This window comes from Streptomyces sp. NRRL S-118 (assembly GCF_000716335.1).
In the GTDB taxonomy this organism is placed as follows: domain Bacteria; phylum Actinomycetota; class Actinomycetes; order Streptomycetales; family Streptomycetaceae; genus Streptomyces.
This window is the reverse complement of sequence record NZ_KL591029.1, coordinates 13,995-29,750: the sequence shown is the minus strand read 5'-3', so window position 1 is coordinate 29,750 and position 15,756 is coordinate 13,995. Positions and strand designations below refer to the sequence as shown.

The 15,756-nt window shown below is 68.3% G+C and carries 15 protein-coding genes and 7 pseudogenes; 10 read left to right on the top strand and 12 right to left on the bottom strand.

Translation table 11 applies throughout. The features are described from left to right. Window positions 1-286: 286 nt before the first annotated feature. Window positions 287-662 (top strand): annotated as a pseudogene (locus IH00_RS44505) (ATP/GTP-binding protein); the annotation flags it as partial. On the opposite strand, the pseudogene IH00_RS40935 reads toward IH00_RS44505, so the two are convergent. After that, window positions 652-986: pseudogene (locus IH00_RS40935) on the bottom strand (conjugal transfer protein TraA); the annotation flags it as partial. The pseudogenes IH00_RS44505 and IH00_RS40935 sit on opposite strands and share 11 nt — an antisense overlap. A 221-nt stretch (window positions 987-1,207) precedes the next feature. Here IH00_RS40935 and IH00_RS0132695 point away from each other — a divergent pair. Beyond that, on the top strand, window positions 1,208-1,402 hold the full coding sequence (locus tag IH00_RS0132695; protein WP_158828059.1) for a hypothetical protein: 195 nt from the start codon (window positions 1,208-1,210) through the stop codon (window positions 1,400-1,402). Window positions 1,403-1,548: 146 nt separating this feature from the next. Here IH00_RS0132695 and IH00_RS0132690 read toward each other — a convergent pair whose 3' ends face one another. The 5 genes from IH00_RS0132690 to IH00_RS45580 form a co-directional block, all read right to left on the bottom strand. Then, window positions 1,549-2,400: a DUF3626 domain-containing protein gene (locus IH00_RS0132690; protein ID WP_420710958.1), complete on the bottom strand. Its 852-nt coding sequence runs from the start codon at window positions 2,398-2,400 to the stop codon at window positions 1,549-1,551. 159 nt (window positions 2,401-2,559) lie between these two features. Next, entirely contained in the window at window positions 2,560-2,733 is a 174-nt protein-coding gene (locus tag IH00_RS43025) for a hypothetical protein (RefSeq protein WP_158828057.1), read from the bottom strand. A 1,042-nt stretch (window positions 2,734-3,775) separates the two neighbouring features. Beyond that, window positions 3,776-4,297 carry a hypothetical protein gene (locus IH00_RS0132675; protein ID WP_031079697.1) on the bottom strand — a complete coding sequence of 174 codons (522 nt, stop codon included), beginning with the start codon at window positions 4,295-4,297 and terminating at the stop codon, window positions 3,776-3,778. A gap of 481 nt (window positions 4,298-4,778) precedes the next feature. After that, complete coding sequence (locus tag IH00_RS45585; protein ID WP_420710960.1) at window positions 4,779-5,015, bottom strand: MMPL family transporter; 237 nt, start codon at window positions 5,013-5,015, stop codon at window positions 4,779-4,781. Further along, window positions 4,901-5,155 (bottom strand): transposase, encoded by a 255-nt coding sequence (locus IH00_RS45580; protein WP_420710959.1) that lies wholly within the window; start codon window positions 5,153-5,155, stop codon window positions 4,901-4,903. Before IH00_RS45580 ends, IH00_RS45585 begins: the two co-directional genes overlap by 115 nt. 453 nt (window positions 5,156-5,608) lie before the next feature. Here IH00_RS45580 and IH00_RS0132660 point away from each other — a divergent pair, with 453 nt between their 5' ends. From IH00_RS0132660 to IH00_RS44500, 4 genes and pseudogenes are all read left to right on the top strand, one after another. After that, window positions 5,609-5,935, top strand: a complete 327-nt coding sequence (locus IH00_RS0132660) for a GYD domain-containing protein (RefSeq protein WP_031079695.1) — start codon at window positions 5,609-5,611, stop codon at window positions 5,933-5,935. Window positions 5,936-6,427: 492 nt separating this feature from the next. Further along, window positions 6,428-7,102 (top strand): annotated as a pseudogene (locus IH00_RS45340) (transposase family protein); the annotation flags it as partial. Window positions 7,103-7,185: 83 nt separating this feature from the next. After that, window positions 7,186-7,374: pseudogene (locus IH00_RS45335) on the top strand (ISL3 family transposase); the annotation flags it as partial. A gap of 361 nt (window positions 7,375-7,735) precedes the next feature. Beyond that, on the top strand, window positions 7,736-7,933 hold the full coding sequence (locus IH00_RS44500) for a hypothetical protein (protein WP_234335043.1): 198 nt from the start codon (window positions 7,736-7,738) through the stop codon (window positions 7,931-7,933). 181 nt (window positions 7,934-8,114) lie between these two features. Here IH00_RS44500 and IH00_RS0132650 read toward each other — a convergent pair whose 3' ends face one another. Beyond that, the gene (locus IH00_RS0132650) at window positions 8,115-9,032 is read right to left on the bottom strand and encodes a LysR family transcriptional regulator (RefSeq protein WP_031079693.1); all 918 of its coding nucleotides are present in this window, start codon (window positions 9,030-9,032) and stop codon (window positions 8,115-8,117) included. A 71-nt stretch (window positions 9,033-9,103) separates the two neighbouring features. Between IH00_RS0132650 and IH00_RS38050 the strand changes: the two genes are divergently transcribed. From IH00_RS38050 to IH00_RS0132625, 4 genes and pseudogenes are all read left to right on the top strand, one after another. Next, window positions 9,104-9,622, top strand: a complete 519-nt coding sequence (locus tag IH00_RS38050; protein ID WP_267882623.1) for a maleylpyruvate isomerase family mycothiol-dependent enzyme — start codon at window positions 9,104-9,106, stop codon at window positions 9,620-9,622. A gap of 175 nt (window positions 9,623-9,797) precedes the next feature. Then, on the top strand, window positions 9,798-10,382 hold the full coding sequence (locus IH00_RS0132640) for an anthrone oxygenase family protein (protein ID WP_078888083.1): 585 nt from the start codon (window positions 9,798-9,800) through the stop codon (window positions 10,380-10,382). A 424-nt stretch (window positions 10,383-10,806) separates the two neighbouring features. Further along, window positions 10,807-11,073 (top strand): annotated as a pseudogene (locus IH00_RS45330) (ATP-binding protein); the annotation flags it as partial. Between the two features lie 89 nt (window positions 11,074-11,162). Further along, a complete protein-coding gene (locus IH00_RS0132625; protein ID WP_063835465.1) occupies window positions 11,163-11,558 on the top strand; it encodes a hypothetical protein in 396 nt (131 codons plus the stop codon). A 7-nt stretch (window positions 11,559-11,565) separates the two neighbouring features. Here IH00_RS0132625 and IH00_RS44495 read toward each other — a convergent pair whose 3' ends face one another. The 5 genes and pseudogenes from IH00_RS44495 to IH00_RS40910 all read right to left on the bottom strand — a co-directional run. Further along, on the bottom strand, window positions 11,566-12,498 hold the full coding sequence (locus IH00_RS44495; RefSeq protein WP_234335042.1) for a site-specific integrase: 933 nt from the start codon (window positions 12,496-12,498) through the stop codon (window positions 11,566-11,568). 723 nt (window positions 12,499-13,221) lie between these two features. Next, on the bottom strand, window positions 13,222-13,536 hold the full coding sequence (locus tag IH00_RS0132615; protein ID WP_031079690.1) for a helix-turn-helix domain-containing protein: 315 nt from the start codon (window positions 13,534-13,536) through the stop codon (window positions 13,222-13,224). A gap of 204 nt (window positions 13,537-13,740) precedes the next feature. After that, window positions 13,741-14,289 (bottom strand): SUKH-4 family immunity protein, encoded by a 549-nt coding sequence (locus IH00_RS0132610; RefSeq protein WP_031079689.1) that lies wholly within the window; start codon window positions 14,287-14,289, stop codon window positions 13,741-13,743. 449 nt (window positions 14,290-14,738) lie between these two features. Then, window positions 14,739-15,157: pseudogene (locus IH00_RS45575) on the bottom strand (DUF6368 family protein); the annotation flags it as partial. A gap of 114 nt (window positions 15,158-15,271) precedes the next feature. After that, window positions 15,272-15,711: pseudogene (locus IH00_RS40910) on the bottom strand (sugar nucleotide-binding protein); the annotation flags it as partial. Between the last annotated feature and the right edge of the window lie 45 nt (window positions 15,712-15,756).

Genomic DNA, 15,756 nt, shown 5'->3' with positions numbered 1-15,756 from the left:
GAGAAGAGCGCCGCGTGCATCCGGCGGGAACACCAGACGTTCACTGCGCCCTTACGCGCCGTCTGCACGGAGGAGCGGAAGGAGACACGACCATCCTCCACGACCTCCGCGATGTAAAGAGCGTCACACTGGAGCACCGTCCTTCATCACGCGCCGACGCCCCGTGCCTCGCCGAACCGGGTTCGCCACGGACTCCGGCGAGGTGCGTGCCACGCGTCGGGACGGCCATTGCCGGCCCCCACCCCTATGTAGCGCGGCCCGCAAGCCGCCCGATGAGCCCGCCCGCCGCACCACCATCGGTGCCCAAACCGCCGGCCTATTGAAGGACCTCACCGAACGCCTGCCCGCCACGCTCATCTACGCCGGCATCGACGTCACAGACACCCCCCTCTTCAGCGGGACACGGGGTGCCCAGCTCGCCGGACGCGCCACCCTCATCACCTGCGGCCCCCTCTCCGCCCGCCACGGCACCCTTCCGCGACGTCATCACCGACATCGAAAACAACCTCGACCTCCAACGGCACAAACCCGGCACCCCCCGCCGCGCGGCCTACCTCCACCAGCGCACCGCCGGCCGCATCGGATCCCTCACCCGCTTCATCCGCCAAGCCGCCATCAGCGACGGCACCGAACGCATCACCAAGACCGCCCTCGAAGCCATAGGTCGAAGCCCAGCCCGGGGGTGCGCTCCTTGGCCTTGTCGGTCTTGGGCGAGCGGTTGTGCTCGATGGGCCTGCCCAGCACGGTCGCCCTGGCCTGCGCCGGGCTCCTGCCCTGCGCCAGGAGCTCGCGCTCGATCCGGTCGGCGTCCGGGTGCCGGCCCTCCCCCAGGAGCAGTTCGGCCTGCCGCTCGGTCACCACGTCCCCGTCCGTCAGGCCGGCCGCGGCCAGGCCCCGGCCCTGCCGCGCGCCGGGCCGGACACCGGCTTTCGTCCTGGGCGGCGCGCAGCGGCGTGCCCCCCAGGGCGGTTGCCGTCGCCGGCCATCACGCCACGGAAAAGGTAGCGCCACCCGTTTCCCGGGCGAACTGGCGACATGCTGATCACCGGCCCATGGAACCCCGTCACTGACCTGCAGGAAAGCGCCATCCGGGGCCCTTCCCGCCGGGCGGGAAGCCATCATCAAGTCCTTACCGCGTGGCACCCGCCGGGCCGGCCGCCCGGCCAGCCCGGGACGGTAAGCCGCCGGCGTGTGCACTCTCCCGACCATGAAAATCACCAGGTACGGAGAGCCCTGTCCCCTCTGCCGCACGCCGCTGCTCCTGGACGTGCTCCAAGTGCGCTCCGCACAGTCCGACTTCCCCACCACCGAGCGCGTCACCGGGCGCCGGTGCCCCGGCTGCCGGACGACCCGGCCCGCGCAGTGGAAGAAGGTGATGCGGAGCCACTGCAGCGACGCATGACGGTGCCTTGCGCATACTGCGTCACGACGACGCGACCCCACCAGCCCCGAATCGTGCTGCAACCGACTCCACCGTCATGGAGCGTGCACCACCGCACCACTCCCCCGGGCACGCACCACGACTGAGCGCCACGTCACCGAAGCCGTTCAGTACGAACGGCTGCCAGCCCCTCGACGAAGGTCATTGCCTACGGTCCTTGCCATCAGCGCCGGAGTCACCGATCTGTCAGTGGCATTTCCGGGGGCGCCGAATCGCGCCAGGTAGTGCCACACCTTCTTGAGCGCCTGGGGGTCATGGAGGCCGGCGCGTGCAGCGTCTCCGACGATCCGAGGATCGAGGATGCCGTCGACTGCGATCCGCGTGCCCAGGTCGACGTACTCCTGACCGCGGTAGCCGGGGTGACCCCGGAGTTCTTCGACGCTGAGTCGGAAGCCGGGGTGCCACTCCACCGGGCAGCCGAGGGCCGAAGCCGCGGCCTCAACCGTCGTACCTTGGTAGCAAGGGTCCAGGACCAGTGCCTCCACATCGCATTGCATCCGAACCGACCCGTGCACTTGCGCCTCGATGTAGTCGTCCAGCTCGTCCTGACGATCGGCGAGGGCGAGGTCGATGAGCCCCATGCGGGCTGCGACACCGAAATGCGATGGTTCGAGGAAACTGTCCGGGTAACAGAACGTGGTGCGCGTCAGCGTCTGGGCTGTCAGCCGGAAGTGGGCCGAGCCGAACCGCGGCGCACCTCCTACTGGCTTGAGGCGGAAGTTCAACGCCCCGTAGACGGGCCGCGCCTGAGCGGTCGCCTCATCGTACGCCCCGTCGAAGATCCGGCTCTCCCAGCGCCACCGGTCGCCGCCCGGATGCGCGGTCAAGCCGCCGTTGCTGGTCCCCGTGACGAACTGCGAGTGGTAGACGCCGCCCTCGGCCATGGCATCCAGGATCGGCTTGCCGTGCAGCAGACGGTCCGGGTGGAAGTTGAGGGTCACCCGCAATGTCGGGTCCATGGGAGGACCGGATGCCAGTTCCGCAACATGCCGAAGGGCCCGTTCCTGCGCTGTCTGGGAGGCTGCAGAGCTCATCAGCACAGTGTTCCCCACCCTGGTCAACCGGTGCACGCGGTTTGTCCACCGGCAGCCTGCTCCGGCTAACGAAGCATTACCTGATCACCTGTCGAGGAACGTGGAGCCGCTGATCGACCGGCCTGCCGGCATCGCGTCGATCGGCGCGATCAACTGGGTGAAGACCGCCTTCTGATGGTCCGCCGTGCGGAAGGGGTCGTTGAGGACAGGCCCGTTGACGAGGGGCTTGGCCCACGGCGGCTGCCTGAGGGGCGCCACCGAGGACGAGGGCACAGGCCAGCGCCAGAGCCATGGCGAGGGCCCTGATGAAGCCGCGTCCGCGACTCCGTTGTATGGATGAGGTCATGGGCAATGCGTCCCGGGGTCCGCGCACCGAGTCCGGCCTGGGTGCGGATGACGGAAATGGTGGGTCGACATCCTCGCCGGGCGATTCGGCTTGGTCGTGGGCAGCGGGTGCCATGCCGTTGGCACCCGGCGCCAGAGCGCGCAACGACGTACGGCCCGCCCCCCTGTGCGGGCGGGAAACGGGCGGTCACCTCATCGGGTCGGCGGCGCGGTGCCCGGAGGGGCGGGGCGACCCGGGTTCGGAGCGCGCCGCGGGCAGCCGTACGGCGGGCGGCGAGGGCCGGCCCCCGCACGCGCGGCCACGCGGAGCGGCGGAAGGCTCCGGCGGAAGCCCGGAACCGGGCGCCGGACAGCTCGGGCGGCGGACGGCGCCGAGACCGGCCCGGCGCGTGCGGGACGGGACGGGACGGGACGGGACGGGACGGCGGCGAAGGGGTCCAGGCCCGCGGCGGGCACGAGTGCCACTGAGTGTCCCCGGCCGGATGCGTGGCCTGCTCCCCGGACGGGATGGGCGCCAGGGACGGGATACGTGAGCGCGAACGACACCACGTGCACCGACGGACCGCGCCATGCCGCCCGATGGCATCGGTATCCGTACGAGGGGGAAGCGGATGAGCCTGATCCTGCTGGGGGTGGATGAGGGGTATCTGCTGCTCGGCGCGGACCGGTCTGCCAGCTCCGGCGGCGGAGAGCGGACGGGGCCGCTGCCGGCCTCGAGCGGGCTGTCTACCAGCCTCAGCCGCTCCACCCGCCGCCGGAGCGCTGCCGGAACGACGGCGCGACGGCGGGGCGTGACGTGGCCGCCGCGGTTCCCACACTCCTCGCCGACGGCGACTGCGGAGAGGTGGCCGTGTACGGACCGCGGCCGAGCCGGGGTGGCCGTGGTCGGCGGCTCAGCCGGCCTCACGCCCGCAGGGCCCCGCCTGCTGTGACTGATCAGGCGGCGCCCCATTTATCAGTCGTCCTCGTCGCTCAGTGGCGGACCTGTGTAGCCAAGGTCGAGCACGTAGCGTTCCTGGATGGGCGACTGGGTCCATGCCTCAGTGATTTGGTCCAGTGTCCAGTCGTCGGTGATTCGTTGCAGGACCTGGTCGTAGTACGCCCTGGCGGGTTGCCTTCCGGTCCACCAGGCATGACCGGTGTATACGCCAGGCTCGGGAAGGGTGATTTCTCCGGCGGGTCCGAAAGTGAGCTGGTTGACCACCAGGACGCCAGTCTCCGACTCGAGCGTGACCGGTACTTGTCCTTCGGCGTCGGCGGGTGGTGCGGGTGGTGAGTCCCAGAGCCGGATGGTGACGTTGACGGGCATGTCTGGCTGCAGGCAGAGGAGGTACAGGTGGTAGCCGTTGCCGGCCACCACGTACTGCTCTGCTGCCTCAAGGGCCTGCTCGTCGCCGAGGCAGGCGTCAGCGTCGTAGACCTCGACAACGCACCGGTCAGGGCGGGCTGTGACGCTGTGCTCGGCGACAGGCTTCACGGGCTGCTCCCTGATCAGAGGATGATCTTCACCATTGGAGGGTCACCGTCGAGTATGCGGTTGTCTACATACAAGTTGTTGAGTCTGGGCCCGCGCCCGGCCGGCCGAGGCACCTCGGACCTGACATGCTGTCGCCGACACCGGACCGGCATACAGGACTGATTGGTCTCCCCGGTCGGTGGCGTACCCGCAGTGTCACCCGGCGGAAGGCGGCCATGTACCCATCCTGGTCCGCCTTGGACCGGCACCCGGCCAGCGCCGCGGTCCGCGAGGACGGCTCCGGCGACAGCGTCCGGACCTCGAGCGGATGCGGGCGTGCTTCATGAGGTCCTGTCGGCTCGGAGAGAGCCGGCGTCTGTCAAGAAGGTGCCTGTACGTTCTTGGTGGGGCGGTTCGGCTTTGGTACGAGGTGGGCAGGCCGGTCGGTGAGGGGCCCGCGCTGGCAGAGTCGGGAACCACCAGTTGGCGTCACCGAAGCGGTTCATGAAGGGTGGGACCAGCAGCGCGCGGACCACGGTGCAGTCCAGCAGGACGGCGAGCGCGAGTCAGACGCGAACACCTTGAGCAGCAGCAGGGAGGACGTCGCCAGGGGCGCCGCGGCGGTCACGAAGACCAGCGCGGCCGAGGTGAACAGGCGGCCCGTGTGTTGCAGGCCCAAGGCCACGGCCATCGGTGTCGGGTGACCGCGGCGGTGTTCCTCTCGGGCACGTCCCGCCAGGCGACACCGGCGCGGAACTTCCACACGATCCCGTTCAGGACCCTGCGGTCTTCCAGCCGCTTCCGCCCCCGCAACGACTCTGGCAGCAACGGCCGGACAAACTCCCGCTCGGCATCGGACAGTTCATGGCGAAGTATCACGCCACCGTGATCCACAATCCGAGATCATTTGAAGACACTGCCTAGCATGGCGGCATGGCTGAGCGCCGCTGGGACGCCGGAGCGCTTTGGCGGGCCTCCCGAATCCCGCATGGACCCGTGACACTGCGACCCTCCGCCGTAGCCGGTGCGATCGTCGGCGATCGTCGGTGAGGCGTGGGGGCCTGGTGCCGACTGGGCCCTGGAGACGCTGCCAGCCCTCCTCGGTGCCGAGGACGAGCCCGCCGCGTTCACAGCGCGGCACGGATCGTCGTCCAAGCCGTCCGCCCGTACCCGGGGCTGCACCTGACGCGGACCGGACCCGTCATGGAGGCCTTGGTCGCCAGCATGCCGGGACAGAGGGTCTCCACCCGGCCGTTCGGGGGAACCGCGGGCCACCCCGGTCCTTCTCCCACCCAGCGCGGGCATCCATTGATGGAACGAAAGAGAGTCACGATGCCGCTCTATCTGTCTAGGTTCAGCTACACACCCGAGACTTGGGCGAGGCTGATCGGCCACCCCGAGGACCGGGCAAAGGCCGCTCGGTCGTACATCGAGTCGGTCGGTGGGAAGCTCCACGGCTTCTGGTACGCCTTCGGCACGCACGACGGCTATAACCTCTGGGAAGCTCCGGACAACGTGTCCATGGCCTCGGTTGCGCTGGCGATCAGTGGAGGTGGCGCGCTGAGCTCGTTCGAGACGACCGTTCTCCTGAGCGTCGATGAAACGCTGGATGCCCTGCGCAGAGCCGAGCAAGTCCAATATCGGGCTCCCGGCGCGTAGCGGCCCGGCGAGCGGGCCTGCTGCCCCAGATGGCACGTGCCGGGCAGACAACATCCACCACACGGCCGGTCTGCCCCGACTGCTGGCCGAGCGCCTCACGCACGCCTTCCTTCTGGGAGCCACGGCGTCGTCGGCGACACGGCGGCGGCTGCCTGGACTGGGGCGCAGACCGCCTTTTGGCGTAGTCGTCACGGAATAACGGTCAGTTCCAACGGGCCTGCTCAGCCACATCTCCACGGGTGGCTACGAAAGGGAGAGGCGGGAACGCTTGTCGCTCAGCGCGGAGAGACTCGCTCGTTGCGGGCGCCTGAAATATTGGCGAGTCCTGGGTTCTGGCACAGATCTTGGGGAGTCGTCGCGGAGCGTTACCTCTACGTTCGATTGCGAGGAGACGGGGTCGTGTGAGACGGCGTACGTCTTGTCGTCTCACGGACCGAATTGACGCTGCCTCAGGTGTCTGCCGATCGCTGCTGCGGTCGGTTGTGGACGGTGATGGTGCTGGTCATGCGGACCGATGCACCGTTCTGGGGCTCACTGGTGTTCGAGGGGATAGACGATGTGGATGTCGAGGCGGCTTCGGCCGCCTTCGGCACGGTCGAGGCGGTGGTGACAGGCCGCGCGGCCGGGGCTGCGTGTCCGGACTATGGCCGGTTCTCGGGACGGGTCCACGACCGATACCAGCGCAGGCTGAGGGACCTTCCACTCGCTGAGCAGGGCTTCGTGATCGGGCTGACGGTCCGGCGCTTCATCTGCGGAGCGGCGGACTGCCCGCGCCGGACGTTCGCCGAGCCGTTCTCCCGGCCGGCCGCCCCGCACGCACGGTTCACCACGCGGCTCAACCGTGCCCTGGAGCGGGTGGGGCTCGCGTTGGCCGGGCGGGCCGGCGCCCGGCTGGCTGGCTGGCTGGCTGCCCAGCTGGGCTTCGGAGCTGGCCGGATGACCTTGTTGCGCAGGGTCATGGCATTGCCCGATCCCGCGTTCAGCACGCCGCGTGTGCTGGGCGTGGACGACTTCGCGATCCGTCGCGGCCAGACGTACTCCACGGTCTTCACCAGCGTCGAAGACCATCGCGTGGTCGATGTGCTCCCGAAGCGTGAAGCCGGACCGCTGGCCGCGTGGCTTGTCCGTCACCCCGGCGTGGAGATCATCTGCCAGGACCGGGCGGGCGCCTATGCCGAGGGCGCCCGCCGCGGTGCCCCTGATGCTCTGCAGGTCGCTGACCGGTTCTGTGGCAGGGCCTCGGCCGCGCCGTGGAGACCTGCGTCGCCGTCCATCGCGTCTGCCTGCGCAATCCTTCGCCCAGTGGCATCCTGCCGGAGGCCACCCGGCTGGCTTCCGGTCTGCCGCAGGACGACTCGGTGCCCGTCGGCCGGCGGGCCGAGCGGAAGAAGGCAGCACATGCCCTGGTCCACGAGCTTCTTGCTCAAGGTCACTCACGCCGGGCGATTGCACGGCACCTGGGCTGGGGCCTCAACACCGTGCTCAGATACGCGAACGCCGCGAACTGGCAGGACACCATCCGCGAAAACCGGCCCCGCCCCAGCAGACTGGGCCCCTACAAGCTCCACCTGGAGCGACGCTTCGCCGCGGGATGCACCAGCGTCACCCAGATCCACAGCGAACTCGTCGCCGACAACGCGCCCGTCACCTACCAGATGGTCCGCGCCCACATCGCCACCCTCCGCGGGACTCCCGCCGGCACGCCACCCCGATCTCCGACGGTGCGTCAGGTGACCGGCTGGCTCACCCGACACCCCACTGCGCTGAACGAGGCAGACCGGGCCGGCCTGAAGGATGTCCTTGCACGCTGCCCTGAACTGGACACAGCCGCCGGACACGTCCGTCCGCGACTTCGGCGAGATACTCACCGACCGCCTCGGCTCCACACTCTCCACCTGGATCGACGCAGTCGAATTCGAGCGCCGCACCCTGCCCGACCCCAACAATATTGAGTTGACGGTGTTCGGCTGGTGGTGGACCAGAATGCGAGAACGCTGACGGGCCCCGGACCCGCGCCCTCAATCGAACGACACCGTCACCCTCCGCGACCATTCCCCAAGATCTGTGCCAGAACCGAGTCCTGAGAGCACCCTTTCGGCGTGTCGCGTCAGGCCTCTCTCTTGGTTCTTGCCGACGGACAGCCTGGCAAGAACCAAAAGCGACGTCCTGGGCTCTCGCCCTACGGCGTGGCGGCCTTCGGCAGCGCCTCGCGCAATCGGTCGAGGAGCACCTGGGCCGCAGGGCTCGCGGGCCCGGCGGCGGGCCAGGCGAGGACGATACGGGCACGCATCCGGGGTTCGACGATCTGCAGGGTGCGCAGCGGTCCGCCGAGGTCCACTTCCTCCTCGCCCAGGGGCAGTACGGCGACGCCCAAGCCTCGGGCGGCGAGCTGTGCGAGGACGTGGGGGGATGCTGCCTCGAAGGCGACTCTGGGCCGGAATCCGGCCTGTGCGCAGGCGCGTTCGAGGGCCGCGCGGACTCCGGTTCCCTGCGGCAGGCAGATCAGCGGGCGGTCCCGCAGATCTGCCAGGGGGACGTTGGGGCGGTCTGTGGGGGTGAGGAGCGGGTCGCCGGGTGCGACGGCGGCGGCGAGCGGAGCGTCGATGACCATGCGGTAGGCGATGCCGGGCGGGGGTGCTTCCCCGGTGGGTCCGAGGAGGGCGATGTCGATCTCTCCGGACAGGAGTGCGGCCTGCATCCGCTCCGAGGTGTCCTCGGTGAGTGCGATCTCCAGTGCGGGGTGGGCGCTGTGGAAGTCCGCGAGGAACGAGGCGACGTCGAAGGCGTGGCTCGTGGCGCCGGAGACCAGTCCGAGGATGACACGGCCGCGCAGCAGTCCGGTGTGCTCGTCCACGGTCTGTCGCACCGCCTCCGCGGCCGCCAGTGCGGCGCGCGCGTACGGCAGGACGGCCCGGCCCACCTCGGTCGGGGTCACCGACCGGTTGGAACGGTCGAGCAAGGGTTGACCGAGCTCTTTCTCCAGCTGGCGGATCTGGGCGCTGAGGCCAGGCTGGGCCAGATGCAGCCGGGCGGCGGCGCGGGTGAAACCGCCTTCCTCGACGACGGTGACGAAGTAGCGCAACTGGCGAAGTTCCATAACCAGTGATTCTAGATCGCAGCACATCAATCTATTGGAATTATGTTTCGGTTGGCCGCAAGCTTGCTCACATGGAGAAGGCGACATCTCGCAAGGGCAGGAACGCGGAGGTCACGGCGTGGATCGCGGCGGAACGCCACGAGCCGGCCGACCTGCTCGACGGCCCGCGTGACGACCAGTGGGACGACCCGAGCCTCTGCGCGGGATGGTGGGTCCGTGAGGTCGCGGCCCACATGCCGTTGGGGTTCCGGCTCTCCCTGCCCGCGACGCTCGGCGAACCGGCCAGGGCGCGGGGGAACCTGCACGGGATGACCGACCGTGGCGCGCGCAGGGACGCGGCCGTTCATTTCACCGCCGAGCTCGCCGCGTTCTTGCGGGAGGGGGCGCCGCACTACCCCTGGACGTCACCGGTCGGCGGGTACACGGCGGCGCTCGGCCACGACGTGGTGCACGGACTGGACATCACCGTCGCTCTCGGCCTCGACCGGCGTGTCCCCCAAGGAGCGGCTGCGCGTGCTGCTCGACGGGATTCGGCCCAGAGCGGCCTGAGGTTCTCCCGCCGACATCGCCGAAGTGCGGCCGTGCGCTGAGGACCTGGACTGGTCGTACGGATCCGGCTCTCCCGTGTACGGTGCGCCGCCCAGGACCTCCTTCTGCTCGCCTTCGGCCGCAGGCTTCCGAACGGTCAGCTCCGGGGCGAAGCGAGCGGCCGCTTCACCACCGTTTGAACCTGAGTACCGCTCACTCTCGCAAGGAGGCACCACCATGCGCACGCGTCTGCTCCAGGGACTGTCCCTGCTCTCCACCGGGCTGCTTGCCGGCGCTTTCTGCTACGGCGCCGCGAATCTCATGCCGACCTTCAACGCCGTGCCACTCGACATGAGACTCGACTTCCACACCGAGCTGATGAAGATGAACGGGATCACCGTGCAGGGGACCATGGCGATCTCAGCCCTCAGCTCCCTCGCCCTGGCTGCTCTCACGCGCGGCCGGACACGAGTCCTCGCGGCCACGGCAGGTGCTCTGACTGTCGCGTCCTTCCTGATCACCCGGTTCGGGAACGTACCGATCAACGGCCGCATCAAGCAGTGGGCCGCCACTGCGCCGCCGGCCGACCACGCAGGCATCCTGCACCGCTGGGAACTGTTCAACTACGCTCGTACCCTCACCGCCGTGGTGGCGTTCGCCCTCCTCACCTTCCTGGCACTGCGAGAGACCGCTCCCTCACGAGGCTCGCTTGGACGCGAGAGCCAGGCACCTGATCGGGTTCCTCGCGACACATACCGAACGTCCCGTGGCAAGCACCCTGACGTTCCTAACACTCAGCGACATCACTCCCCCGCTCCATGAAGCGCTCTCACCGTCGAGCATCGAACGTTCTCGGAACTCCTCAACAAAGCCAGGATTGTCGGCGCGGTCCGCGAACAGCAGTAGGCGCGGTGCGTTGCGAGCGACGGCATGGCGAGCCCCCCAGTCCTTGGCCTGCTCGGCCCTCTGCAGCGCCCGCTGCGCTGCCGGCTCGGGGTCGGCGCCCTTCACGTAGGCGTGGAGCGCCTCACGGTACGTGCCGAAGGCGGATCCGTCCGATCCGCCGAAGGCAGGGCCGGTAAGGACCAGCGGGGCGAGGCCCTCGCGCGCACCGGTGATGAGGGCGCAAGCGGTTGCGCTGTGCCGGCCCTGCGCCAGATCACCACATGCACCGCGCCGTCGACCGTCGTCGAACGCCGTTGCAGGAATCGACCGGTGGGCTGAAGACTGGTGGTCTGCCGCCACCGTCGCTCTCTCGGTCGCCGCCTGCCGGGCCGGATTCTCGGTCTACTTCACGAACCTCGACTACATGGTCCGCCAGCTCAAGGTCGCCGAGGCGGCTGGACGACTCAACAGCAAGCTCCGCACCTACCTCCGGCCCGGAACTCTCGTCGTCGCTGAGGTCGGCTACCAGCCCCTCGAACGCGCCGAGGCGAACCTGGTGTTCCAAGTAATCTCCAAGCGCTACGAAAAGGGCTCGATCGTCCTGACTTCGAACAAGACCTTCAGCAAAGCGCACACGTTTCCGGCGAACCTGTGTCAGGCAGCGCCGAAACCTTACGGGTTCCGGCAGGAACGCGGATGCTGCTGCATGATCGAACGATGCTGGTCGAACTGGTGAAGGTCGCAAAGTTTCCTTGGAGCCCCTGGCTGGCCCAGGTCCGGACGCCGTTCGGCGGGACAGCGGTCCGCTGGTGCGGTGACCAGGCCGCGAAGCCGGGCAGGTACCAGGTTGAGTGGACGGTCGATGAGGACATCGCCTGGGGCCAGAACGCGAAACCGGCTGTCGGCGTCGGACCGGGAGTCCGACCTGGCGGGCACTGCGTGGTCCTGCGCGGACGGCTGGATCTCACCGTGGACGGCGCCGCCGTGCTGGATTTCGATGGCTCGCAGATTCTGCTGGACCTTGCTGATCCGCTGCCAGAGGGTGTTGCCGGCACGTGGGTCGAGCTCTTCATAGAGCGGGAGAAGATCGCTCTCTACCCGTACGAACTCTGACCAGAGATCAGTCGTTGGCCGCCGCCCACTCTGCCAAGCGGGTCTCATCAATGCGGTCGGACAGAGAGATCATGGTGGCCTCGGGGTCCATGCCGAAGGCGGCGGCGACAAGCTTGGGGTCCATGGTGTTGACCAGGTCGAGCAGTCGAGTGCAGCGGATCATGCGGGGTGGGAAGCCGCAGGCGTCGAGGACGTGACTGACATAGGCGGTGGACGCCGGCCCCCGGCCGGACTTCGTCTGGCGGGTGACCATCACATGCGGGTTGTCCGTCTTCTGTTCTTCGCGGTGGGCCAGGCAGCGTTCCACTGCCACCCAAGACGGCGGATACAAAGGAACCGGATGCGGACGGTCGCCGAGCCGAGCGGTCCGGGCACGAAAGTCGAGGTCAACGGTGTTGAGTGTTTTGACCTCGCGGCTTGAGGCGCCGTGCAACAGGGCGAGCATGCCCAGCAGGGCCTCGTGCGGCTGGACGGCTGGATCCGTTGTCCAGCGGCGGAACAGCAGACGTTGCTGGTCAAGCGTCAGAGTCGTGCCGGTGAGACCGCTCGGTCCTGTGGCGGTCAGACCGCGGGCGGGATCGACGAGGACGATCTTCCGGGATCGCGCGAAGCGGAAGAACTGTCCGAGCACCACCAGCCGACGCTTTCGGGCCTTGGGTGAGCCGGCTAGGAAGGCTTCGAGATCGTGCACGTCGGTCAGTGCCCAGTCCTCCTTGCCGCGCTCGCTAGCGAGGAACAGGGCGAGGTCACGCACGATGGCCAGTGCGGCTTCGATGGTGCCGTCGGTGCGAGGCAGCGTTCCGGCACGCCGGGATCGCTCACGCGAGCGGATCATGAAGTCGGAGAAGGCCTCCACCAACGGTCGCAGGGGGCCGGGAACCGCGAGGACCCGGCGTTGTCGGCGGCCGGCCGCCAGCCGCTCGGCCTGGTCGGTGGCCATAGCCAGACCGCGACTGGTGAAGAAGGTTTCCAGGGCACGGGCGAGGGAGCCCATTGAACGCCCCGGGCGCCGGGAGCGTTCGAGTACGGGCTGGGGGAGGTTGGGCTGGCCGTCGCGAAGAAGCCGCCCGAGGGAAGTGATCAACGTGCAGGCCCGGCCGACGGAGTACTTTGGGGCGAGATCTGTCGTGAAGTCCTGCAGCCACTCGGGGGGATTGTCGAGTTCGGCAATGAGGTGTTCGGCCCGGACGAAGGGGCGATCGGGGTGACGCTGCCAGCAAGCCGAGCACAGTCCAAGCCCTGCGTGCTTCCGTGCTCTGCCGCATTGCTCACAGGCCCGGGGCGGCTGTTTGGCCTGCCGGGGACGCGAGCAGAGCCCGCACAAGCCGGTGTCCTCGCGCGGATATCCGGGCCGGCTGCAGCGAGGGCACGGATCCTTGGCGGCGTCGCGTTCGGACTTCCGCAGGCAAGTGCGGCAGAGAGCGGAAGATTTGCTCCGCAACGGGTGCCCGCATGCGGTGCATACGCGAGAGCAGGTGATGCACCGGCCCGTGTCCGCCTGGAGGACGCGCTGCTGTCCGCACCGGGGACAAGCGGCACGGGCCGCGGCATCCTTCTGCCGGGCGGTGCAGCGGCAGCAGTAGCGCCGGTCGATGAAGCCGACCGGTGCTCCGCAGCCGGTGCAGTCGCTCTGTTTAACGCCCACGATGCCGCGCTCTCAGGGTCAAAGAGGAGGCATCGAACGGCCCCGCGCGGGGACTGCCTTCGGCAGGTCGGCGACCGGCCGAATCGGGGCCGCGGGACGTTCGACGGGGGTGGTGTCGACCTCGAAGAGGTCGTTGGGGGTGCAGTCCAGCGCGGTGCACAACGCGATCAGAGTGGACATCTTCACCTGGGAGGGCTCTTTGCTGAACAGTGCAGACACCGAGGCGGAGGACATTTGCAGCCCGGCACGTTCGGCCAGCAGCCGCTGCAGCTGGGTGCCGGTCCAGACCTCGCGCTGGGCGGCGGCCATCCGCAGGCGCCATCGGATCTTCATGCGGAGCTGTCCCCCTCGGCGGTCAGCTCGCCGAGCGTGGGTGGCCGCCCCGGCAGCCGGGGCCGCATTCTCCCGCGCGCCGGGACTCCGATTCTGTTGCAGTGCACCAACCACCCCGGATCGATCTCCTCGTGGTTGCTGTGATCACGGCGTCGGAGCCGTGGCATATAACACCGTTCTTCGGAGCGAGCCCGCAGCTGGCGCTTACCAAATCTCCTCAAGTACTTCCCCGAGCATGCGGTTCCATTCGGACTCGGGGTCAGCCAGTGGGGTGCGGTCGAATGCGTTCACCGCCTCTCGGAACGTGTCGACCAGATACTCGATATCAGGGTCGGAGGCTTTGTAGCCGTCCTCGAGCTTCCTAAATTCGGCCAGGCAATGCACCAGGGCCGCGACGTCCCGGTGCGCGAGCTGGTAGTCACGCTCGCTCTCCTGAAAGATGTACACCGATCCTGAGGCGGGGTCGAGAGTGACGAGCGCTGCCGGCAGGTATCCCAGGACCTGCCAATTGCGCGACTCCTCAGGACAATAACGGTCGCCCAAAGCGAAGAGGGGGCCCAGTTCGTAAGGGTCCCGCTGTGAGCCCGTGATGCCAGCACGGGAGGTGAAGAATCTGTCGTTCGGGAGACCGACGGAGCCGAGGAACTGAGCAGTCGGAGCGTCGAGCGGGCTGTGCTCCTGGATGGGGTGGAGAACCACGCCATCGATGCCATAAAACTGAGTCAGGTAGCCATAGGCTACAGGGGTTTTCACGCTCGCATCCTACTCTAGCTCTTCCCGTGCGCTTTCCTTAGGTTGTCCACATACTTGCTGTGCTCTTTTCCCTGGCCGGGGCTGTGCTGGTCGGAGTTGGCGCCGTGTGTCACCTCAAGGTCCGGGTTGGACGATTTGAAGTAGCGGTCCAGCCATCTGTTGCATCGCGGGTTCTTCTGGCACGGCTCACGTTTCGTGAACTACTCTTTTGGCTCCGAGGTGTTTCCCTGTGTGCAGCAGGGAGTGACCGATCTGCTTCTCCGAGTGGAATCCGCCTTCACTGCGTCCGACCAGAACGGACTCGCGGCCGTTCTCCGGGTCGATGTACCTTCCGACGGGGCGTGTCCGCGTACTCATGAGAGTGCTCAGTGAGGTACGGAGAACGCGCCCAGTTCGACGACGGTGTGAGTATCAGCCTCAAGACCGCGCCATGCCTAGGCGCCTGTGGCCTACTTGACGAGGTGGGCGTCTGGGTGCTGTAACCAGGCACCGAGGAACTCCTGGTCGCCAACATGCCGGAACCAGCGGTCGCCGCCGCCCGTGTCGTGGGAGACTTCTCTGACGGTGCCGGAGAGAGATGCCACCAACGCTCGTGCTCGGGCCAGGCCTGCGACTTCCTTCGTCTGATCGCGAGGGTGGGGTATCCAAGGACGCCGTCGAAGTCGATCATCGCGTTGAGCCGACGGGCGAAGGAAAGGGCGAGATGGCCGAGCAAAGTGTGGTTCACCTGCCCCGAAACGCCGGCCGCCAGCACGAGACCTTGAACTGGCGGCGGTGAGAAAGCCGAGCAATCCTCGTCTTCTGCCGGGATGCAGTCGTCCTCGGAGAGAAAGAACATGCCCGCCCCAGTGGAATTGAGGTGGGCACTCCAATGACTGCAGGCTCTCGGACTCGGAAAGTCAGGTCGCCACCAGTCTTTGGCCTCGTCCGCCCGGCCGGCGTACTGCTTCAGGCTGTCGGCCAGGTGGGGCAGGCCTTGCTTAACGGCCGCGTCGGGGCACAGGAGGCGTGCGGCGGTCTCGGCGGCCGCCTTCGCGGCCCCGTACGGAGTGAGCGGGTCAGGAAGGCAGGACTCGTCGTACCAGTCGCGGCCTGTACCGGAGAAAACGGCGTCGCTGGAGACGTGCACCAGGCGGATGCCGCGGCCGGCTGCGGCCAGGGCGAGTCGGATACCTCCTTCGGCGGTGACCGCCCAGTCCGCTCCGCCGCTCGCCGCGTTGATCACCACGGCCGGAGCCACCGTGTCGAGGACCACCTCCAAGCGGAGGGGATCGCGAAGGTCGAGGTGATGCCATGCCGCTCCGTCGTAGTCGCCGGGGCGGGGGTGGAACGTAGCGGTCGGGCGCCGGCCCGCGGATGCCGCCTGGCGTACCAGCTCTCGGCCCCCAGGAAACCGCTGCCGCCGATGATCAGCACGGTCATGCCGCCTCACGCTACTGGCGAGCGCCACCGCCCAGAGCGACTTCG